Here is a 22,110-nt window from a genome sequence, read left to right on the forward strand (position 1 = left end):
CTCCCCCAGCAGCTCCCGCTCCCGCTCCTCCCCCAGCCCGGCTCCGCGTCCCGGCACGTGCGCGGCCGCCGCGTCCCGCAGCGTCTCGGCGAGGTCGCGGCGCTCGAAGCCCGCGGCCTCCGCCCGTGCCGTCGAGCGGGCGTTCATGCCGCGCCAGTCCGAATCCGCGATCCACAGCGGCAGCGAGCCCGGACCCGCCCACTGGCCGACACCGCGCTCGAGCAGCCACTCCTCCGGCACCGCGATCGTCTCGGCGGACGATCCGCCGCGCGCCGCGGCCAGATGCTCGGCGAACGGCACGGGGGTCCCGCAGACGTTCATCACGCCCTCCACACGCGCCTCGGCGGACGCCACCAGCCAGGCGGCGAGGTCCCGCACGTCGACCACGGACGTCGGCAGTCCGGGCGCATCCGGCACCAACACGGGGCCGGACCGCGCGCTGAAGCGCCAGGGCCAGTAGGAGGAGCGGCTCGTCGGGTCGCCGGGGCCGCCGATCAGGCCGGCGCGCGCGATCAGGGACGGCGCGGATCCGGCCAGCACGGCCTGCTCGCAGGCGGCCTTCGCGGCGCCGTACGAGGTGGGGTCGTCGGAGGGAGCGAGAAGCTCGGCGTCCTCGTCCGCGCCGACGACCGCGTTCTCGGCGTAGACGCTCGTGGTCGAGACGAGGACGTAGGCGCCGCAGCGCAGGTCGCGGACGGATCGGCGGACGTGCTGCGGGGTCGAGGAGACGTCGATCACCGCGTCCCACGGCGCGGCGGAGACGGCGTCGAGAGCGTCGTCGCGGTCGCGGTCGGCCCGGACGAGGGACGCCCCCGCGGGCACGGCCATCCCGCGCACGAGGCAGGTCACGTCGTGGCCGCGCCGCAGCGCCTCCGCCGCGAGGTGCCCGCCGAGCCAGCCCGTGCCTCCGAGGATCAGCGTTCTCATCCCCGCATGCTCGCACGGGCCTCCTCCCGCGAAGCCCGCTGAGGTGCCGGAATAGGTCCCGAGAACGCTGAAACAACTGCATTCTCGGGCGACTCGACACGGGCGACTCGACGCAGTGGGCGCCCAGCGAGCGCCTCAGCGACAAGGGCCCCCTTCACGAGCCCCCGAACACCCGAGCACGCCCGCGTCCTCTGTCCGGAATCACGCGGGCGGCTCGGGCGCTCGAGCGGCTCACACGACGACGAAGGCGTCCAGGATCAGCGAGTTGCCCGTGGAGGCGGCGTTGCGCTTGCTGCCGCGGCGGATGGTGATGGTGTGCTCGCCGGCACTGAGGGTGCTGCTGGTGAACACGGTGCGGGCCGAGCGGTTCGTGGCGCTGTAGCGGTCGACGGAGGCGACGAGCACGCCGTCGATCAGGACCTCGTTGATGCCCGAGGTCGGGGTGATCCGGCTCACCCAGCTGACCTTCGTGCCCCGGAAGCGGAGGGTCGCCGAGGCCGTGGAGGTGCTGGAGTACGAGATGCTGCCGCCGCTGTCGGCGGTGCTCGAGAGCGTCGCCCAGGTGCCGACCGTCGCGATGACGGCGGCTCCGTTCTGGTACGTCCCCGCCGCCGGCAGCGTCGAGGTCGGGGTGGGCGTGGACGTGGCCGTCGGGGTCTCGGTCGGAGTCGGCGTGTCGGTGGGCGTCGGCGTGCTGGTCGGAGACGCCGTCGCGGTGGGGGTGGGCGTCGACGTGGAGACGGTCCCCGCGGTCACGACGAAGGCGTCGAGGATCAGCGTGGATCCGGTGGACGCCGGGTTGCGCGTCGTCCCGCGGCGGATCGTGACCGTGTGGGTGCCGGCCGCGATCGGCCCGCTCGTCCAGACCGTCTGACCCGAGCGGGTCGTGGGGCTGTAGCGGTCGACGGTGGCGACAAGGACGCCGTCGAGCAGCACCTCGTTGATGCCGGAGGTCGCCGTCATCCGGCTCACCCAGCTGACGCCCGTGCCCGAGAAGCGGAAGCTCGCGGACGCTCCGGCCGAGCTGGAGTAGCTGATGCTTCCACCGCTGTCGGCGGAGGAGGAGATCGTGCTCCAGGTGCCCGCCGTCGTGATGAGCGGCGAGGAGTTCTGGTACGTGCCCTCGCCGGGGATCGACGAGGCGGGCTCGTCGGGCAGCGGAACGACCGGCTGCTCTGCGAGCCAGCGGTCGAACGTGTCGAGCATGTCCTTGTTCGTCAGGCTCGGCACGTTGTGGCCGTTCGGAGCGCCCTCGGTCGGCGTGTAGAGGACCACCGCCTCCTTCGCGACGGGCTTCGCGAGCGCGACCCACGCCCCTCCGTGCACGGCGATCGGGACGAGGACGTCCTCCGTCGAGCCGGTCGTGCGGATCCGCGCCCCCGCCCACGAAGCCTGCGGCAGCAGCGCGGGGTCGGTCGCCGGGATCGTCGAGGGGTCGTTGTCGTAGTCCGGCAGGACGCGCCCCGGGTCGCGGCGGGCCATGTCGGCCATGTCGTAGACGCCGGCCGCGTGGTACGCGCCGCGGATCTCGGGGACCAGCTTGTTGCCGTACGCCCAGCAGAGCAGTGCGCCACCGCCGGAGTTCGAGCGGAGGAAGCTCGCCCCGATCCGCCACGTCTTCTGGAACCAGGCGACCGCGTCCACCTGCATGGCGACGGCCCGCTTGTTCGTGTAGATGCTGCCGCCGTAGTTGGGGCAGATCGAGATGACGCCCTTGTCGACGGCCTGGTCGGCGCTGTACTGGTAGGCGCCGGACAGGGCCGCGTAGGTGCTCCCGTTGGCGTGGTAGTACCAGTAGACGACCCGGCCGATCCGCTGCGAGGGGACGGCGGTGTGCGGAACGAAGAGCCGCGCGCGGTCGGTGCCGATCATCACGTCGATGATCTGGTACGGCTTCTTCCCCACGCGCGAGATCGCCGTGTCGCTGCGCCCGAGCTCGTTGGGCAGCGGCGGGATCACGCTGTAGTCGGGCGCCGCGGACGCGGTCATCGCGTAGGCGAAGGCGGATCCGACGCCGAGGGCGGCTCCGGTGAGGACGAGACGGCGGCTGTGGCGCGCAGGAGAGGACATGGGATCCCGACGTGGAGAGGGCTGCTCGGTCGGCGGAGCCTGACCGGAAGGTGTGAGGGGGGTGCTGCGGTCCGGATCGGACCACCGTGGAGGGGGCGCGGTGCGGTCCTTCGGGGGACCGTGCGGGCGGGCAGGCGCGATGCATCCTCCCGCGTCCGCCGCGCGACCACCAGACCCGCTTCAGGGACACCCGCGGCGGCGCTCCCACCTGGCGTTCAGCGGCGGAGCGATCCGGAGAAGGTCCTGGTGAGAGCGCTATCTCGCGCCACTGCTCTGGAGATGCCCGCCACGGGAGCGGAACTGCATCGTGTCGGTGGCGGAACTCCGGGGCGGCACGGGGCCGGCACGGATCCAGGCCGCCGTGCGCCCGGCGCGAGGGCCATGCGCACGTCAACACTCTCGCGGGAGACCCCCGGATGAGTCTCGTTATCTGAGCACGACCTGATCGCTGGTTCAGCGCCTGCTCTCCCCCCTCTGAGTGCCGACCGGATCGAGGGTCCGTCGTCCGCCGCCCGCGTCCCGTCTCAGGGGGACAGGGCGACTCCGAGCCGCGACCTATCGTGATCCCGCTCCATCCGGAAGGCCCGGCGAGGCGCCCCGGGGGGAGGTCGATCCGTGTCGAACGCGCATGCCCGGCCGAGCCACGACCGCTCGATCGCCCTCGGCCTCGTCCTGCTCCTGCTCGCCGCCGTCCTCGTGGTTCTGCCGGCGACGAGAGCTGCGGCGGCCACGGTCCTGCTCCAGGAGGGCTTCGGCGGCACCAGCGTCGCGGACTCGGCCTGGCAGGCGCTCGACGGGGGCTGCATCACCCGGGCGACGACCGCACCCCCGGCCGGGTCCTCGAACCTCGGCGTCTGCGCCAACCGGACTCAAGCCCCCGTCGCCGCGACGAGTCCGGGCTTCCTCCAGCTCACCGATGCCCGCAACGACGCCAAGGGCGGCGCGGTCTTCAACCGGCCCATTCCTGCCGCGGGCGGCATCGACGTCCAGTTCGACCAGTACCAGTACGGAAGCTCGCTGACCGGGGCCGACGGCATCGGCTTCTTCCTCACCGACGGCTCGAGGTCCCTCACCGCGGCGGGAGCTCCGGGCGGATCGCTCGGCTACGGCCAGTCGGCGACCGTCGACGGGGTGAACGGCGGCTACCTCGGGATCGGAATCGACGCCTTCGGGAACTTCTCGGCCAGGCCCCCCGCCGCGCCTACCCTCGGCCTCGGCTCCGACTGCCCCTCGAACTCCGGGTCGGCGCTCCTCACGGCGAACAAGGTCGTGGCGCGCGGACCCGGGCAGGCCAAGAGCGGATACTGCTTCCTCCAGTCGGCCTCGCCTCCCCTGCTGACGTCGGTCCGCACGACGGCCACGACATCGACGGGCGCTCCGCCCGCGTCCTACGGGCGCACGATACGGATCATGGTCTCGGCTGCCGCCACTCCCGTCGTCACGGTCTACTGGGGAGGGACAGCGGGTCTGCCCGCCGGGCAGCTCGATCAGCTGATGCAGTTCACGATGCCGACCGCAGCGCCCTCGACCTACAAGCTCGGCTTCACGGCGTCCACCGGTGGATCGAACGACACCCACCTCGTCCGCAACGTCTCCGTCTCGTCCATCAACACTCTCGACGACATCACTCTGGTCAAGCAGATCGACCGCACCACCACGCAGCCCGTCGCCTACGCCGAGGGATCCGTCATCCCCTACCAGTTCGTCGTCACGAACGGATCCATCCGGGGCACGCTCACCGGGATCGTCGTCACGGACCCGAAGGCCGCGAGCATCTCCTGTCCGACCACGACCCTGCTCCCGCTCGCCTCCACCATCTGCACGGGATCCCATACGGTCACGGCCGCCGAAGCGGTGGCCGGCTCGTTCGTCAACACGGCGACCGCTGCAGCGACGAAGACGGAGACGATCTCGAACGTCGTGACGACGACCCCCGTCACGAGCAGGACCGCCACCGTCACCGCCCCCATCGCCACCCCGGCTCCCGCTCTGACCCTCACCAAGACCGCCCTGCTCACCGACACGAACGGCAACGCCCAGGCCGACGCCGGAGAGCAGATCCGCTACTCCTTCCTCGCCCTCAACTCCGGCAACGTCACACTGCAGACGGTCGCCGTCGCCGACCCGAAGGTCACCGGCATCACGCCCGCCTCGACGCAGCTCGCCCCCGGAGCGAGCGCCACCTTCACCTCGGCGCCGTACACGGTGCTGCAGACCGACATCGACAAGGGCGCGGTCGTCACCAACACCGCCACGGTCAGCGGGCGCACGCTGGCCGCCTCGCCCGTGACGGTCACCGCGACCTCCACGGCCACCACGCCGATCCGCTACGCGCCCTCGATCTCGCTGACGAAGAACGGCACGATCCCGACCGGGGCCGCCGTGGGCTCGACCGTCTCCTACAGCTTCACCGCCACCAACACGGGCAACACCGGGCTGAGCTCCGTCACGGTCACCGATCCCAAGAGCGGGCTCTCCGCGCTCGCCTACTCCTGGCCGGGGACCGCCGGGCGCCTCGAGATCGGCCAGACGGTCACCGCGACCGCGTCGTACACGCTCACGCAGGCCGACGTCGACGCGGGCCAGGTCCTCAACACCGCCACCGCGACCGGCACCCCTCCGACGGGCGCCGCCGTCACGGCCACCTCCTCGCGGACGGTGACGATCACCCGCACGAACGACCTCGCGCTCACCAAGACCGCGAACCCCGCCTTCATCAGCGCCGCCGGCACCGTGGTGACCTACACCTTCCGCGCGACCAACACCGGCACCACCACCCTCACCGCGGTCGCGATCAGCGACCCCAAGAGCGGGCTCTCCGCTCTCACCTACTCCTGGCCGGGCACTTCCGGACGACTGCTGCCCGGCCAGGTCGTCACCGCGACCGCCGCCTACACGACCACCGCCGCCGACGTCACCGCCGGCACGATCGCCAACACCGCCACGGCGACGGCGACCGGCCCGACCGGCGTGGCGTTCACCCGCACGGCCTCGGTGAGCATCTCGGTGATCCCCGATCCGGCGGCCGACGCCGCGACGGTCGTGCAGGGCGGATCGGTCGTGATCGACGTGCTCGCGAACGACGGGCCCGCCGCGACCGGCGCGACCTTCTCGCGCGCGCAGCTCTCGGCGACCCCGAGGGCGATCGGAGGCGCGGCGACCCCCGCCCCCGCCACTCCCGTGCAGGGTTCCGTCTCCTGCGTCGCGAGCGGAGCGACCCGCGGCCAGTGCACCTACCGCCCGATCGCCGCCTTCGTCGGCACCGACGTCTTCGACTACTCCCTCTCGGGCCAGTACGGCACCTGGAACGTGCGGGTCACGGTCACCGTCACCGCGCTGAACCGCGCGCCGGTCGCCCGACCCGACCGCGTGGTCGCGACCACCGGCGGCCCCGCCGTCACCGTCGCTCCGCTCGCGAACGACACCGACGAGGACGCGGGCACGACCCTCGCCCTGGCCGGCACGAGCGTCCCGGCGGGACTGCGCGGCACCTTCTCCTGCTCCGGATCCACGTGCACCTACACGCCCGCGGCCGACGGCTGGAGCGGGAGCGCGACGATCGCGTACACGGTCACGGACGGCGCCCTCACGGCGGGCGGCACGATCACGGTGTGGGTCGATCCCGCTCCCCTCGTCCGGCGCGGCTTCTCCGGCACCGGCAGCACGAGCGGAGCGGTCGGGCTCGGCGCCTGGACCAGCTCCTCCGTGGTCGCCACGCCTGTCGCGAGCTGCACGGCCGGTCGGCCGAGCACCCTCGTGAGCTGGTCGGCCGCCGCTGGAGCGACCGGCTGGACCCTCGAGCGCCGCCTCGCGGGGACGACGCCCGCCCCCTGGACCGTGATCGCGGCACCCGCCGCCTCCGCGACGAGCTTCACCGACGACCGGGTCGGTGAGGGCCGCAGCTACCAGTGGCGGGTCCGCCCGGACCTGCAGCGCTGGCTCGGAGTCGCGTCCGCCGCCTCGACCGCCGTCGCCCAGCCGGCCGTCACCACCGCCGGAGGCTGCTGATGCCTCCCCGCCGACACCCCTCTCGTCCTGCACGTGTCCTCGTGAGGGAGACCACGCCCGCACCGGGCACCACCCACCAGAAAGGAACGGTCGCCATGACCACTACAGCACCCACCCGTCGCAGCCCCTGGAAGAAGATCGCCCTCACCGGCGGCGTCCTCCTCGCCGCGGGAGCCCTCGCCGGCGCCGGCGCCTTCGCCGTGTTCACCGACTCCGGGACTGCCAGCGTCACCGCGGACGCCGGACAGCTCGACATCAACCTCGACGGCACCTTCATCGTGACGGACATCGCGCCCGGAGACACCATCCAGCGCCCGGTGACGATCGTCCTGCCGAACGCCACCAACGACGGCGACCTCGTCTCGTCGGTGCGCTTCTCGCAGGCCGTCACCAACGACGTCGTGGGATCCGACACCACCGACCAGAACCGTGTCGGCCAGTCTCTCGTCTCCGGCCCGAACGGCCTCGACTACCGCCTGCTGACCTGCTCCACCGCCTGGACGACCGCCCCCACCACGACTCCGGCGGGCCCGTATTCCTGCAGCGGGACCACCACGGTCACCGGATCCGGCAAGCTGTCGTCCATCGGCGGCCAGGCCGGCGCGGTCGACTTCACCCCGGCGAACTTCGGCATCACTCCCACCACGACCGGGACCTTCCCCTCGGACGCCGGTGATGTGACGCTGAACACGCTGATCGAGCTCGTCCTGCCGACGGCGGCCGACAACGCGTACGAGAACGCCTCCGCTACGGTCACCTTCACGGCCGCCGCGATCCAGCGCGCCGGCATCCAGAAGTAGACCGTCCCCCACCGCCTCCGTCCTGCCCGGCCGCCACCGGCGCGGGGCGGAGGCATCCCCCTTTCCTCCCGGAGTCGTCCCCATGCCCCACGCCCGTGCGCTCGTCGCCGTCCTCGCGGCGGTGCTCCTCGCGCCCGCGGCGAGCGCCGAGCCCGTCGGCGTGCTCGACGTGCGCGAGCTCTCGGCGCCCGGATCCCTCACCGACCTCGCTCCGGGCGACCGCGCCGAGTGGGCGGTCGAGGTGACCAGCACCGGCCTGTCGCCGCAGGGGGTCTCCGTGGCCTTCGCGGTCGACGGAGGGACGCTGGCGCAGGACCCGCGCGACGGCCTCCAGCTGTCCGTCGAGCTCTGCGACTCGGCGTTCACGGTCGCCGAGGTCGTCGACGGGGAGCGCACGGTCGAGCGCTACCTCTGCCCGGAGGACGCGATGCCGCTCGGATCCGGACCCGCGGCGACGCTCGGCCGGCTCGACGGTGTCCGTCCGCTCGAGCGCGGGGCCACCGTGGGCGTGCGCGTCCGCGTCCTGTTCCCGGAGGCGGCCGGCAACGGGACCGAGCTCGCGGCGGCGTCGCTGCGGGTGCTCGTGGGCACGACGGAGGAGGATCCCTCCGCGACGCCCGGCCCCGGCTCCTTCCCCGGAGCGGCGGGCGGCGGGCTGGCCGTCACCGGCCGCGACCTGGGCGCCGCGCTCCTGGGCGGGATGCTCGCCCTCGGCTCGGGCGTCCTGCTCGCCGCGGCGGCGCGCCGTCGTCACCGGAGGGAGCAGGCGTGAAGGCCCTCCGCGCTCTCCTCGGCGGACTGGTCACGATCGTGGCCGTCGCCGGCATCGCCGTCTTCGTCCTCTCCGCGCTCGGTCTCGTGCGGCTCGTGCCGGTGCTGTCGAACTCGATGGCGCCCGGGATGCCCGTCGGCTCCCTCGCCGTCACCCTGCCCGTCGACCAGGCCGCGATCCGCGCCGGCGACGTGATCGTCTTCACCGACCCGGACGATCCGGGCCGCCGCGTCATCCACCGCGTCACCCTCGTCTACTCCGAGGAGGAGGCTGCGGCCCTCCGCGGCCGCGAGCCCGGCCAGCTGGCGCTCACCACCAAGGGCGACAACAACGAGTCGGCCGACCCGTGGATCGTGACGATCGCGGACGAGCGGATCTGGCGCGAGAGCTCAGTGGTGCCGCTGCTGGGCTGGCCGAGCATCGGCCTCGCCCACCCGGAGGCGCGGTTCGCGCTCTTCGCCGCGGGCGGCGCGGTCATCGTGGGCGCGCTCCTGATCGCCATCTGGCGCCGCCCCGCGGAGGTCGCCCCGTGAGCGGCGCGCACCGCTCGTCGGACGGCACGCCGCCCCCGGAGCCCCTGCGTCCGCCCGCTGAGCACGGACGGCACAGCGCCCGGCCGTCCTCCCGCGACCGCGGAGCCCCGCGCCACTCCCCCGAAATCCGCCGCCGCGTGGTCTCCCGCGCCGGCCTGGCGGGACTCGTCGCCGGCGCGCTCGTCCTCGGCGCCGCCGCCACCGCCACCGCCGTGCTCCTGGACCGGGGCTCCGTGAGCGCGCGGGTCGCCTCCGGCACCGTCATCGCGACGTTCACCGGCACCGGAGCGACGACCGTGCCGGTCCCCGTCGCGGGCCTCGTCCCCGGTGGCACGGCCCGGCGCCTCCTCGACCTGACGAACGCCGGGACCCTGCCGATGTCGGCCCTCCAACTGCAGACGGCCACCGGCACCGACCTCTCGGACGGCCTGCAGCTCGCGATCGAGCGCTGCTCGCTGTCCTGGTCGGCCGATGCCGCGACCTGCCCCGGCACCGTCACCACCGTGTCGGCCGACCGCCCCGCCGCCTCCCGCCTCGACCTGCCCGGCTCCCCCGCCCTCTCCGTCGGAGCGACCGACCACCTCCGCCTGACCGTGCGCCTCTCGGAGTCCGCGCCGTCCGCCGCGCAGAGCACCTCCGCGACCCTCACCGTCACCGTCGTGGGCCTGCAGCGGCCGGGCCGCCAGCTGTAGGCGCGGCGGGCCCACGCCTCGGCGGCACCACCGCCGCGCCGTCCCCTTCCGCGTCAGCGCTGAGGCGCCCGAGACGGTCGTCGACACACCGGAGCGGGCGACCGTCTCGGGCGACTCAGCGGGGCCGCGGGTACCTCGCTACTCGCGCAGGGCTGCCACGGCGTCGTGGAAGCTCGGCACGTCGGAGAGCACGCCCTCGGGGCCCAGCACCGTCCAGGTCGTGCCCGTGCGGATCAGGACGCCCAGCTCCTCGGCGGGCCGGCGGCGGGTGCGGCGCGGCTCGAGCACGAAGACTCCGGGACGCGCCTCTCTGATCTCGGGAGTGCGCCGGTCGGGCAGCATCACGAGTCCTCCCCGAGGGTCAGCGGTAGACGCTCCACTCCTTCTTCACGATCCGGCGCTCCTCGCCGTCGACCGCGACGATCCACTCGCCGTCCTTCTTGGCCACGACCCGCCCGCGCAGGTACTGCGGCTCCCAGCCGTCGGCCTTGTTGACCCACTTCACGAACCGCGCGAACCGCCCCGGTGCCACGTCGTCTCTGGACATCTCTCGACTCCCCTCGTCGTCACCGGCACGTCCATCGCCCTCCGTCAGGAGAGCACCTCGCCCAGCGCGAGGGGGACCTCTCCTGTGAGGTCTCGAAGCCGGTTCACCGACGGTAGAACGCGCTCCTCACTACGGACGAGACCGTTGACTGATCGACGATCGTCTGGCAGTGGGGTCAGGATGCGGCAGCGGAATCAGGAGTCGAACAGCACGTGCGGCCGTCCGGCGTCGACGATCACGCGGGCGCGCACCCCGTAGACGTCCGCGATCAGCGCCGGAGTGAGCACCTCCTCCGGGGTGCCGCCCGCGACCACGCGCCCCTCGCGCAGCACCAGCAGCGCGTCGCAGAACAGGGCCGCGAGGTTGAGGTCGTGCAGCGCGACGACCGTGGTCACCGGCAGCGCCCGCACCAGGGCCAGCAGCTCCAGCTGATGGCGGATGTCGAGGTGGTTGGTCGGCTCGTCCAGCAGCAGCTCGCGCGGCTCCTGCGCCAGCGCCCGGGCGATGTGCGCGCGCTGCCGCTCGCCGCCCGAGAGGGTGTGCCAGAGGTGGTCGGCCTTCGCCTCGAGACCCACCTGCTCGAGGGCGCGCTCGATCGCGCGCAGGTCCTCGGCCGTGTCTCCGCCCAGAAGGGAGCGGTGCGGTGTCCGCCCCAGCCGGACGACGTCGCGGACGGGGAGGTCCGCCTCCGTCTCGGCCTGCTGCGTCACCGTGGCCACGGCCCGGGCGACCTCGCGGCGGCGGAGCGAGCGGAGCGGCGCGCCGTCGAGGGTGACGACGCCGGCGTCCGGAGCCGCGGTGCCCTGCAGCAGCCGCAGCAGCGACGACTTGCCCGAGCCGTTGGGCCCGAGCAGTCCCACTGTCGAGCCGGGAGCGGGGCGGAGCGAGACCCCGTCGACCACCAGGCGGCCGCCCCGGCGCCACGAGACCCGGTCGGCCTCGAGCGTCACGAGCGGCCCCTCCGCCGCAGGAGCAGCAGCATGAACACCGGCACGCCGACGAGTGCCGTGCCGACCCCCACCGGCAGCGGAGTCGGCGCGAACGCCACCCGCGATCCGGCGTCGACCCACACCAGGAACACCGCGCCGAGCAGGATCGTCGCGGGGATCACCCGCGAGTGCCGCTGGCCGAACACGAGTCGCGCGGCGTGCGGCAGCACCAGCCCCACGAAGCCGATCGCGCCGGCGATGCTCACCAGGGTCGCCGTCAGCAGGGCCGTCACCACCAGCAGGAGGAGGCGGGTGCGGCCCACGTGCACGCCGAGCGACGCGGCCACGTCCTCCCCGAAAGCGAACGCGTCGAGCGTGCGCGCCGCGGCGAGGCAGACCACGGAGCCGAGCAGCACGACTCCTCCGCTCAGCGCCACGTCGTCCCAGCGCATGCCCTCGAGGGAGCCGAGCAGCCAGAACATCACGCCGCGCGTCTCGTCCGAGTCGGCGAGAGCGAACACGATCAGCGAGGTCAGCGCCGAGAACAGCTGCGTGCTCGCCACCCCCGCCAGGATCACGCCCGAGGTGCCGCCCGCCGAGAACCGCGTGAGCAGCAGCACGAAGCCGAAGGCGACCAGCGCGCCGACGAAGGCGCCTCCGGAGAGCCCGACCACTCCTCCGCCGACCCCGAGCACGCCGACGAGCACCGCGCCCGTGGACGCTCCGGAGGAGACGCCCAGCACGAACGGGTCGGCGAGCGGATTGCGCAGCAGCGACTGCAGGATCACTCCGCACACGCCGAGCCCCGCCCCGCAGGCCGCGGCCACGAGTGCGCGCGGGAGGCGCTCCTGCCAGACGATCGCGTCCTCGGCCGCACGCACCGGGACGGAGGCGAGCCCGAGGTGGTTGAGGAGGATGTCGCGGACGTTCACGAGCGAGACGTCGGCCGGGCCGAGCGTCACCGCGACGCCGACCGAGAGCGCCAGCGCGAGCAGCCCGCCGACGACCAGCGCGGCGGCGGCAAGGCCCCGCGGCACCCGGCGGACGAGGACCGCGCCCGTGCCCGTGCCCGTGCCCGTGCCCGTGCCCGTGTGCATGCTCAGAGCGAGGCCCCGTTCTCGTCCCACCAGGCGCGGATCTTCTCGAGCCCGTCGACGAAGCGGATCGACGGGTTCATCTCGGCGCCGTGGAGCGCGATGAAGCGGCCGTCCTGCACCGCGGGCAGGCTGCTGGTCAGCGGGTCGGAGCGGAGGAACGCGGTCTTGTCGTCGAGGCGGTCGCCGGGGAAGCGATCGCGCTGCAGGTCGCCGAGGACCAGGACGTCCGGGTCGGCCGCGACGACGCTCTCCCAGCCGACGGCGGGCCAGTCCTCCGTGCGGTCGGCGAAGACGTTGGTCATGCCGGTCGTGGTGCCGAGCATCGAGGCGAAGTTGTAGCCGCCGGCCATGTAGGGCGTCTTGGTGTCGGCGAACCAGAAGGCGACGCTCCGGCCGCCGAGGTCGACCCCCTCGGTGGCGGCGGCGGCGCGCTCCTGCAGCTGCGCGACCAGGGCGTCACCGCGCTGCTGCACGTCGAAGACCTCGGCCAGCTCGTGGATCTCCTGGTAGAGGACGTCGACGGTCAGCGGGACGGTGCGCGTGCCGCTCCCGCCGTTGACGCTCGCTCCGTTGTCGCAGTCGGAGGGGGCGAGGTAGGAGCCGATCCCCGTCTCGGCGAGGCGGTCGCGCGAGGCGACGCCCTCGGGGGCGTAGTGGCGGCCGAAGGAGGCGGTGACGAAGTCCGGGTCGGCACCGAGCAGCACCTCGTAGGTGGGCGCGTTGTCGGCCAGGCGCGGCACGCTCTCGTTCGCGGAGGCGAGGGTCTCGAGCACGGGGTCGGTCCAGGAGGCCGTGCCGACCATCCGGTCCTCGAGGCCGAGGGACAGCAGGATCTCGGTCGAGTTCTGGTCGAGGGAGACGACCCGCTGCGGAGGGGCGGTGACGGTGGTCGCGGTGCCGCAGTTGTCCAGCATGATCGGGTACGAAGTCGTGCCCTCCCCCGCGGCGGCCGTGCTCTCGGGCTCGATCTGCTCGGAGGCGCCGCAGCCGGTGAGGGCGAGCAGGGTCAGGGCGGCGAGGGCGAGGGCAGCGGGGCGCCGTCGGTGCGTGGACATGGATCTCCCGTGGTTCGTGGGCGTCGGTCGTCGGCCCGGTTCATAGGCCCGGTTCATGGGCCCGGTTCATGGGCCCGATTCGCCGGCAGGGCTCGTCGGCCCGGTCCGTCGGCGGGCGGCACCCGCGTCTCGGCGCGGAGCCCGAGTAAGCATAGCCTTACCTCACTTCAACCCGTTCATTCGCGCCAGTCGATCCGCGCCACCGGCCCTCGGCCGCCCTCGGCCCGGCCCGCCGGCGACTCTGCAGGAGTCGCCGTGGTCGCGCGCGAAGACGGCGACTTCCGAGTTCTCATGTCACTCAGAAGGCCCGGAACAGCCGAGTACGCGGACACCTGTCGCGCACCTCGCCTCCGCAGCCCCCAACCAGGTGGACAGCACCCCGGACACGGTTCCCCTGGGGGCGGGAGAGCGCGATCCTGGACACCGACGCTCGACGGCGCCCGCCCCACCGCCCGCCGACCGTCACGGAAGGAACCCGTTGCCCCGCCACTCCGCCCGCACCGCCCCCTCCGGCCGGTCCGCGCTGGTGCGCAAGGCCGACGCGTCCGGCTACCGGCCCGAGATCGAGGGACTGCGCGCCGTCGCGTCCCTCCTGGTCGCGACGTTCCACATCTGGCTGGGCCGCGTCTCCGGAGGCGTCGACGTCTTCATCGTGATCGCCGGGTTCCTCACCACCCTCACCCTCCTCGGCCAGATCCGCCGGTTCGGGCGCGTGCGTCCGATCGCCTTCCTCCGGAGGCTCGCCTCGCGGCTCTTCCCGGCGGCCGCGGTGGTGCTGGTCGTCGTCGCGGCGCTCGCTCCGCTCCTCCTGCGCCCCTCGCAGCTGCTGCAGACCTTCACCGAGGTGCTCGCCTCGACCTTCTACGTCGAGAACGTCGCGCTCGCGCGGGCCGGAGTGGACTACCTCGCGCAGGACGACTTCCACTCGCCGGTGCAGAACTTCTGGGCGATGTCGGTGCAGGGGCAGTTCTACCTGATCTGGCTCGCCCTGGTGCTCGTCGCGACCCTCGCCGCCGTGCTGCTGCGGCGACGCGCGCAGCTGCCGCGGTTCCTGCTGGCGCTCGTCGCGGCGCTCACCGTCCTCTCGTTCGCGTTCTCCGTCGTGCTGGTCGGGATCGACCAGCCGACCGCGTACTACAGCACCCTCGCCCGCTCGTGGGAGTTCGGGCTCGGCTCGCTCGCGGCCCTCGTGCTCCCGGGACTGGCGATCCCGGCGGCCCTGCGGACGGTCGCCGGGTGGTTGGGGCTGATCGGAGTCGTCTCCTGCGGGTTCGTGCTCCAGGTCTCGAGCGCGTTCCCGGGCGCCGCCGCGCTCTGGCCGACCCTCTCGGCGGTGCTCGTGCTCGTCGCCGGGACCGGCCCCGCCCCGGAGCGCGGCGTCGGCCGGCTGCTGGCCCTGCGCCCGCTCGTGTGGCTGGGCGGCCTGAGCTACGGGATCTACCTCTGGCACTGGCCGCTCCTGGTCTTCTGGCGCGAGAGCAGCGGCGAGGACCCGACCGCTCCGGCGGGCGTGGGCGTCATCGCCGCCGCGATCCTCCTGGCCGCCGCCTCGAAGCGCTTCCTCGAGGACCCCCTCCACCGCCGCGCCCCCGCCGAGCGCCCGCACCGCCTCCGCGCGCTCGCCCCGGCGGCCCTGCTGGCCGTCGCCGCCCTGGTCGGAGCGACGGGCCTCACCGGAACGAACGCCGCGATCGCCGCCGACCTCACCCGCGCGCACGCCCTCCCCGTCTCGACCGAGGGCTGCGTCGGAGCCGCGGCGCTCGCGAACGCCTGCCCCGACTCCTGGACCACGAGCCTGCCCGCCGTCGACGCCTCGGAGGACGGCTCCGCCCTGAACACCGACGAGTGCAGCACGGGCAACTCCGGCACCGCGCTCAAGGAGTGCCGCTTCGGCGATCCCGCCGGCCTCCGCGTGCTGCTCATCGGCAACTCCCACGCGGCGTCGTTCTTCCCAGCGCTGCGCGGCGTCGCGGAGGAGCGCGGCTGGGACCTGCACACCTACTACAAGACGGGCTGCGTCTTCTCGACCGCGGAGCGGCGCGACGACTCCGCCTCCTCCCGGCGCTCCTGCGACGTCTGGAACGAGAAGCTGCAGGAGGAGCTCGCGGGCCAGGAGCCGTACGCGCTCGTCGTCACCGCCTACTCCGCGAAGAAGTCCGTGTTCGTCGACGCGTCCGGCACCCCCGACGAGCAGGCCGGCATCGACGGGTTCCACGAGTCGTGGGCGCCGCTGATCGCCCGCGGATCCACGGTGGTCGCGATCCGCGACAATCCGGTGCTGCCCTCGCTCTCCCTGCTGGCCTGCGCCGAGGAGCCGGGCTCCGCGGCCGACTGCAGCGTGCCGCTCGACGAGGCCTTCGCCGACCGCGAGCTGATGGCCGCCGCCGCCGAGGGCTGGCCGGGCGCCGCCGCCGTCGACCTCACCCGCTGGTTCTGCGACGACCGCGGCTGCCCCCTCGTGATCGGCGGAGTGAAGGTGTACCGCGACCTCGGGCACCTCACCGAGTCGTACGCCCGGACCCTGGCGCCCTACCTCGGCGAGGCGCTGGACCCGCTGGTCGGCTGAGGGCCCTCGCGCTCGCCTCCGGACGCATGCAAGACTGTTTATACGAATAGGGATCGGAGGAGCCGATGGGCCACTCTCACGGCGTTCCGGCCGGCTCCGCCGCCGCACGGCACCGGCGTCCGCTCGTGGCCGCCTTCGTGCTGACCGCGGCGTTCATGGTCGTCGAGTTCGCGGTCGGAGTCGCGACGGGCTCGCTCGCGCTGCTCTCGGACGCCGCGCACATGGGCACCGACGTGCTGGCCCTCGGGATGTCGATCGCCGCGATCTCGCTCGCCGCCCGCCCCGCCGCGAAGGGCCGCACCTACGGCTCCTACCGCCTCGAAGTGCTGGCCGCCCTCGCCAACGGCCTGCTGCTGTTCGCGGTCGCCGCGTTCGTGATCGTCGAGGCCGTCCGCCGCTTCGCCGAGCCGCCCGCGGTGCCCGGCGGCCCCCTCCTGATCACCGCCGTCGTGGGCCTGGCGGTCAACCTCGTGAGCCTGCGCCTGCTGTCCGCCGGGGCGAAGGAGAGCATCACCCTCCGCGGAGCCTCCCTCGAGGTGCTCGGCGACGCGCTCGGCTCGATCGGCGTGATCGTCGCGGCGATCGTGCTGCTCACCACCGGCTGGGCGTGGGCGGATCCGATCGTCGGCGTGCTGATCGGGCTGCTGATCCTTCCCCGCACCTGGTCGCTGACGAGGCAGGCGCTGGGGATCCTCATGGAGTCGGCGCCCGCGCACGTCGACCTCGCGGCCCTCGAGCGCGACGTCTGCGCCGTCCCCGGCGTGCTCGCGCTGCACGACCTGCACGTGTGGACGATCACCTCGGGCATGGAGAGCGCCACCGGCCACGTGGTCGTCGCCCCCGACGCCGACTACCGCACCGCGCTCTCGCGGGTGCTCGCCGTCCTCCGCGAGCGCCACGGCATCGACCACGCGACCATCCAGTGCGAGCCCGAGGCCTTCCCGGAGACGACGCACCGCGTCTGAGCGCGGGGGTGTCGCGGCGCGCGGCCGCACGCCTCCGCATGCCCACGACACTCCAGGAGTCGTCGCACTCGGCGCCGACTGCGACGACTCCCGGCTTCTCGACACTGCGGGGCCCCGCCCGCCTCTGAGCACCTTCCGATTGTTGACGTGAACATGTACAGTCGGCCGTCAGGGCGCGTTCACGTGAACATGCCCGCATTTCGATGGCGAAAGAGAGACCGCATCAATGTCGATGTCCTTCAGAAGGGTCGCCGCGCTCGCCACGAGCGCCGCCCTGGCCACAGGAGCACTGCTGGCGATCCCCGCCGCAGCGGCCCCCGCTCAGGCCGCGGACGCGTTCCGCATCACGCCGAACCCCGCCGCCGCCGGTGAGGCGTTCGAGGGCTGGGGCACCAGCCTCGTCTGGTTCGCGAACGCGACCGGCGGCTATCCCGAGGCCCTCCGCGAGGACCTCTACCAGAAGGTCTTCGGCGACAGCGGCCTCGACCTCAACATCGCCCGCTACAACATCGGCGGCGGCAACGCCTCCGACGTGAAGGACTACCTCCGCCCGGGCGGCGCCGTCGAGGGCTGGTGGAAGCAGAACCCGGCCGGCGACGCGTCGACCTACGGCGGCACCTCCACGAAGCTCGCCGACCGCGACGCGCTCCTGGCCAAGTGGAACGCGGACGACCCCGCCTCCTACGACTGGACCGCCGACGAGACGCAGCGCTGGTGGGTCGAGAGGCTGGCCGAGGAGAAGCAGATCTCGCACTGGGAGGCGTTCTCCAACTCCGCCCCGTACTTCATGACCGAGAGCGGCTACGTCTCGGGCGGCTTCGACGCGAACAGCGAGCAGCTGAAGCCCGCCGCCGAGGAGCAGTTCGCGAAGTACCTCGTGAAGGTCACCGAGCACATGGAGGACGAGTACGGCATCGAGTTCGACACGCTCGACCCCTTCAACGAGCCGAACACGAACTACTGGGGCACGCAGCTCTCCAACGGCGTCCCGACCGGCGGACGCCAGGAGGGCATGCACGTCGGACCGACGCGCCAGGCGGGTCTGATCCCCGACGTCGCCGCCGCGCTGGACGCCTCGACCACCGACGCCGGCCTCGCCGCGATGGACGAGACCAACCCCGACATCTTCGCGACGAACTGGGCCGCCTACTCCGCCGCGATCCGCGCCGAGGTCGACCGGATGAACGTCCACACCTACGGCACCTCGGGCCGCCTCAAGGTCCGCGACCTCGCGAAGCAGGCCGACACCGACCTGTGGATGAGCGAGATCGAGGGCAACTGGGTCACCGGCTTCGACCCCACCAACATGGAGAACGGCCTCGGCATCGCCGGCCGCATCAACGACGACCTGCGCGAGCTCGAGCCGAAGGCGTGGGTGCTCTGGCAGCCCGTCGAGGACTACTACAACATGCAGCAGCCCAAGCCCAAGGGCGAGAACCTCAACTGGGGCTCCGTCTACATCGACCTGGACTGCAAGCCGTACCAGGAGAACGGGACCGAGGTCTGGAAGTCGGCCCGACGCGTCGCCGACGCCGGTGGCGACTCCACCAAGGCCCCGGTCTGCGGCGTCGAGACGAACTCGAAGTTCAACACCATCCGGAACTTCACCAAGTTCATCCACGAGGGCGACCACCTGATGCCCTCCAACGACAGCTCCTCCACCGCCGCCGTCCGCGGCGACGGCTCGGGCGCGACCGTCGTGCACACCAACAGCACCGCGACCGAGAAGACCGTCGTGCTCGACCTCTCCCGCTTCGGCACCATCGCCGACACCGCGACGGTCACCCCCTACGTCACCACGAAGGCCTCCTCGGCCGCCGCTCCCACGAGCAACGCCCTGGTCGCGAAGACGCCGGTGAGCGTCGACCGCATCTCGCGCACCGCCACGATCACCGTGCCCGCCAAGTCGGTCACGAGCTTCTCGATCGACGGAGTCTCGGGAGTCGCCGACTCCGCCCCCGCCCTGCGCGACGGCCACCGCTACCAGCTGGTCGGCACCCAGAGCGGCAAGGCCCTGACCGGCAACCCCTCGGGCGCCGCGACCACGATCACCGGCCTCGCCACCGACTCCGCCACGGCCGCCAAGCAGACCTGGACGGTCCGCGAGGTCGCCGCCGGCGAGCGCGAGGCCACCCGCCGGGTCGTCCTCGTCAACAGCGACGGACGCGTGCTCGGAGCCACGACCGCCGGCACCGACCTGCGCTCGCTGTCCGTCGACGCGGCGAAGACGACCGCCGCGACCCGCTGGATCGTCAACACCACCGACGGCGTGAACTTCTCGCTCGTCAACGAGTCGATCGCCCAGTCGCTCGACGTGAACGGCGGCTCCAGCGCCGACAACGCGTCGGTCGGCGTCTACACCTCCAACGGCGGAGCGAACCAGTCGTGGTCCCTCCGCGACCTCGCCCCGACCGCCGGCCAGACGATCGCCGTCCGCACCACCGCGGGCGTCGCTCCGACCCTGCCCGCGAGCATCACCCCGCAGTACTCCTGGGGAGCCGGCGCACCGCTCGCCGTCACCTGGCAGCGCCCCGCCGACTCGGCGTACGGCGCGACCGGCCGCGTCGAGGTGCCCGGCACCGCGACCGACCTCTACGGCCAGACGATCACGGTCACCGCGCTCGTCGACGTCGGCGGACTGACCGCGACCGACCCCGTGTCGGTCACGGCCGCCGCGGGCGCCTCGGTCGCCGGAGTGAAGGCCTCGGCCCCGACGACGGTCCCCGCCCGCGTGGGCGCCTCGGCCAGCACCTTCCCGGTGCCGGTCGTCTGGGACTGGACGCCGCTCACCACCGCCTCCCTCGCCCGGGCCGGGCAGGTGACGGTCTCGGGAACGGCGACCGCCGACGGCGCGACGCTCCCCGCCACGCTCACGGTGCTCGTCACCACGGGCACGCTCCGCAACTTCAACCCGGACGCCGGCATCGTCGCGACCGCGTCGTCGTCGGAGTCGGGCTACGGACCGGAGCGCACCCGCAACGGCGTCGACGGCGACAAGGGCTGGTCGAACTGGACCAACGGCACCAAGGCCGCGCAGAGCTCGCTGACCTACACCTTCCCCTCGACCCACCAGGTCGAGAAGGTGTCGGTGCAGTTCCTGGCCGACGGCGGCACCAGCTGGGCGCAGACCTACCAGCTGCAGTACCAGGCCGCTGACAGCACGACCTGGACCGCGGTCCCCGGCTACGAGTCGGCCGTGGCCCTCGCATCGCCGGCCGGCGGAACGGCTCCGACCCTGGTCGCGTCGTTCGCGCCCGTCACGGCCAAGGCCTTCCGCGTCGTGATGAACGCCTACGACAACACGCACCTGATCGTTGCCGAGACCAAGCTCTACGAGGCGGTCGCCTCGCCCGCCGCGGTCGCCACGCTGGGCGCCCTGCGCGTCGGAGGAGCGGGCATCGCCGGGTTCGACCCGGCCCGCACCTCCTACGCGGTCACCGTCGAGGGCACGGCGATGCCGGTGATCGGAGCAGTGGCGACCGACTCGGCGGCCACCGTGCGGATCACCCAGCCGACGACGGCGAACGGCGGAGTCGCGACCATCGCGGTCCGCGCGGCCGACGGCTCCGTCACCTCGACCACGACGGTGACGGTGACCCTGAAGGCGCCCGTCGCCCTCGCGGTCGCGGTCACGGCGACCACCCGCTGCATCGCCGGCAAGGTGACGCTCACCGTCGCGGCGAAGAACGAGTCCGGCGTGCCGGTCTCGATGACCATCGCGACACCCTCCGGGTCGAAGCAGGTCACCGGAGTCGCGCCCGGCGCGAGCGGCAGCGCCGCATTCACCACGCGCGCGGCCTCGCTGCCGGCCGGCCAGGCCACCGTCACCGCGACGGGCACGGTCGACGGCAAGCAGGTCACCTCGGTGGCGACGGGAGCGTACGCGGCCCGCAGCTGCTGACGCCCCCTCCGACACGGACCGCCTCCGCCCCTCCGGGGACGGGGGCGGTCCGTCGTTCGCCGTCGGCGCGGCGCGGCGCGGGCGGCGCGGCGTGGGATCCCGATACGCCCGCGGCGCGGGCTACTCGATCAGCATGGATCCGTGCCGGTCGGGCAGCCGCACACCTCCGCGCCGGTGGAGCGACCGCGCACCCCTATGCCGGTCGAGCGGCCGCGGCACGCGGCGTATCGAGACCCCGCTCAGTGCCCCGCGGCCGCCTCGTCGCGGGTGCGCAGGCGCGAGACGCCCATCACGACGGCCGCGATGACCAGACCCAGCACGAGGCCGAAGATCATCGAGACGAAGGTGTCGGCCAGCCACACGACGACCGGGCCCGCGCCCTCGACCGCGTGGGTGACGACGTGCACGAGGTCGTACGGACCGTGCCACACCGTCTCGGCGAGGTTCGCGACGACGAGGTGCCCGCCGACCCAGAGCATGGCGAGCGTCCCGATGATGCTGATCGCGCGGAACACGACCGGCATCGACGCGACGATCCTCGCTCCGGTGCGCCGCACGCCGCGGGCCGCGTTCTTCATCAGGCGCAGGCCCACGTCGTCGATCTTCACGAGCAGCGCGACGGCGCCGTAGACGAGCACGGTCATCCCGAGTCCGACGACCAGGAGCGCGCCGAGCGTGGGCCAGATCCCGAAGTCGGGGTCGAGGCCGTCGAGCGCGATCAGCATGATCTCGGTGCTCAGGATGAGGTCGGTGCGGATGGCGCCGAAGACGAGCTTCTTCTCGTCGCGCGCCTCCGTCTCGTGGCCGCCGTGCGAGACGCCGAACCACTCGAGCACCTTCTCCGCCCCCTCGAAGCAGAGGAACGCGCCGCCGAGGATGAGCAGGTACGGCAGCACCTGCGGCGCGAACGCCGAGAGCAGCAGCGCCAGCGGGATGATGATGACGAACTTGTTGAACAGGCTCCCCAGCGCAATCCGCCCGACCACCGGCAGCTCCCGCGCGGGCGTGAGGCCCTGCACGTACTGCGGGGTGACGGCCGCGTCGTCGATCACGACGCCCGCCGTCTTGGCGCTCGCCTTCAGGGCGGCGGTGAGGATGTCATCGACAACCGCGAGCAGGCCGACCGACATGTGCGTCTCCTTGGAGGTCCGGGGTGAGAGGGCTCACAGTATCGCGAGCTCCGCGGTCGAGCGGGCACACGCCCTTACCCGTACCCGCTCGACCGCGGAGCTCGCGAACATGTGACGC

General features: G+C 73.0%; 16 protein-coding genes. 8 read left to right on the forward strand and 8 right to left on the reverse strand.

Going from position 1 to position 22,110, the window contains the following annotated elements:
* Both C5C35_RS16125 and C5C35_RS17085 read right to left on the reverse strand, forming a co-directional pair.
* Positions 1-927, reverse strand: a 927-nt coding sequence (locus C5C35_RS16125; RefSeq protein ID WP_104263570.1) for an NAD-dependent epimerase/dehydratase family protein, incomplete at its 3' end; no start/stop codon positions are given.
* Between the two features lie 231 nt (positions 928-1,158).
* Complete coding sequence (locus C5C35_RS17085) at positions 1,159-2,997, reverse strand: hypothetical protein (RefSeq protein WP_181027253.1); 1,839 nt, start codon at positions 2,995-2,997, stop codon at positions 1,159-1,161.
* A 615-nt stretch (positions 2,998-3,612) separates the two neighbouring features.
* Here C5C35_RS17085 and C5C35_RS16135 point away from each other — a divergent pair.
* The 5 genes from C5C35_RS16135 (at position 3,613) to C5C35_RS16155 (ending at position 9,802) form a co-directional block, all read left to right on the forward strand.
* Positions 3,613-7,005, forward strand: a complete 3,393-nt coding sequence (locus tag C5C35_RS16135) for an Ig-like domain-containing protein (RefSeq protein WP_104263571.1) — start codon at positions 3,613-3,615, stop codon at positions 7,003-7,005.
* A 95-nt stretch (positions 7,006-7,100) separates the two neighbouring features.
* A complete protein-coding gene (locus C5C35_RS16140; protein WP_104226366.1) occupies positions 7,101-7,805 on the forward strand; it encodes a TasA family protein in 705 nt (234 codons plus the stop codon).
* A gap of 82 nt (positions 7,806-7,887) precedes the next feature.
* Entirely contained in the window at positions 7,888-8,577 is a 690-nt protein-coding gene (locus C5C35_RS16145) for a sortase (protein WP_104263572.1), read from the forward strand.
* Positions 8,574-9,110, forward strand: a complete 537-nt coding sequence (locus C5C35_RS16150) for a signal peptidase I (RefSeq protein WP_104223395.1) — start codon at positions 8,574-8,576, stop codon at positions 9,108-9,110. Before C5C35_RS16145 ends, C5C35_RS16150 begins: the two co-directional genes overlap by 4 nt.
* A 137-nt stretch (positions 9,111-9,247) precedes the next feature.
* Complete coding sequence (locus C5C35_RS16155; protein ID WP_104263573.1) at positions 9,248-9,802, forward strand: peptidase; 555 nt, start codon at positions 9,248-9,250, stop codon at positions 9,800-9,802.
* Between the two features lie 138 nt (positions 9,803-9,940).
* Here the strand turns inward: C5C35_RS16155 and C5C35_RS16160 are convergent, their stop codons facing one another.
* From C5C35_RS16160 to C5C35_RS16180, 5 genes are all read right to left on the reverse strand, one after another.
* The gene (locus C5C35_RS16160) at positions 9,941-10,144 is read right to left on the reverse strand and encodes a hypothetical protein (RefSeq protein ID WP_104310009.1); all 204 of its coding nucleotides are present in this window, start codon (positions 10,142-10,144) and stop codon (positions 9,941-9,943) included.
* Between the two features lie 19 nt (positions 10,145-10,163).
* The gene (locus C5C35_RS16165; protein WP_104223398.1) at positions 10,164-10,349 is read right to left on the reverse strand and encodes a hypothetical protein; all 186 of its coding nucleotides are present in this window, start codon (positions 10,347-10,349) and stop codon (positions 10,164-10,166) included.
* 194 nt (positions 10,350-10,543) lie between these two features.
* Positions 10,544-11,299, reverse strand: a complete 756-nt coding sequence (locus C5C35_RS16170; protein WP_104226361.1) for an ABC transporter ATP-binding protein — start codon at positions 11,297-11,299, stop codon at positions 10,544-10,546.
* On the reverse strand, positions 11,296-12,375 hold the full coding sequence (locus C5C35_RS16175) for an iron ABC transporter permease (RefSeq protein ID WP_104263575.1): 1,080 nt from the start codon (positions 12,373-12,375) through the stop codon (positions 11,296-11,298). The genes C5C35_RS16170 and C5C35_RS16175 overlap by 4 nt, the downstream gene beginning before the upstream one ends.
* A gap of 2 nt (positions 12,376-12,377) precedes the next feature.
* Positions 12,378-13,430, reverse strand: coding sequence for an ABC transporter substrate-binding protein (locus C5C35_RS16180; RefSeq protein WP_104263576.1), 1,053 nt, complete (start codon positions 13,428-13,430; stop codon positions 12,378-12,380).
* Between the two features lie 478 nt (positions 13,431-13,908).
* On the opposite strand from C5C35_RS16180, the gene C5C35_RS16185 reads away from it, so the two are divergent.
* The 3 genes from C5C35_RS16185 (at position 13,909) to C5C35_RS16195 (ending at position 20,862) form a co-directional block, all read left to right on the forward strand.
* A complete protein-coding gene (locus C5C35_RS16185) occupies positions 13,909-15,996 on the forward strand; it encodes an acyltransferase family protein (RefSeq protein WP_181134954.1) in 2,088 nt (695 codons plus the stop codon).
* A 65-nt stretch (positions 15,997-16,061) separates the two neighbouring features.
* Positions 16,062-16,961, forward strand: a complete 900-nt coding sequence (locus C5C35_RS16190) for a cation diffusion facilitator family transporter (protein ID WP_104226358.1) — start codon at positions 16,062-16,064, stop codon at positions 16,959-16,961.
* A gap of 232 nt (positions 16,962-17,193) precedes the next feature.
* On the forward strand, positions 17,194-20,862 hold the full coding sequence (locus tag C5C35_RS16195) for a glycoside hydrolase (RefSeq protein ID WP_181134152.1): 3,669 nt from the start codon (positions 17,194-17,196) through the stop codon (positions 20,860-20,862).
* Positions 20,863-21,101: 239 nt separating this feature from the next.
* On the opposite strand, the gene C5C35_RS16200 is transcribed toward C5C35_RS16195, so the two are convergent.
* Positions 21,102-21,992, reverse strand: a complete 891-nt coding sequence (locus C5C35_RS16200) for a DUF808 domain-containing protein (RefSeq protein ID WP_104223404.1) — start codon at positions 21,990-21,992, stop codon at positions 21,102-21,104.
* Positions 21,993-22,110 lie beyond the last annotated feature (118 nt).

Source organism: Rathayibacter sp. AY1F8, assembly GCF_002932165.1.
Classification (GTDB): Bacteria; Actinomycetota; Actinomycetes; order Actinomycetales; family Microbacteriaceae; genus Rathayibacter.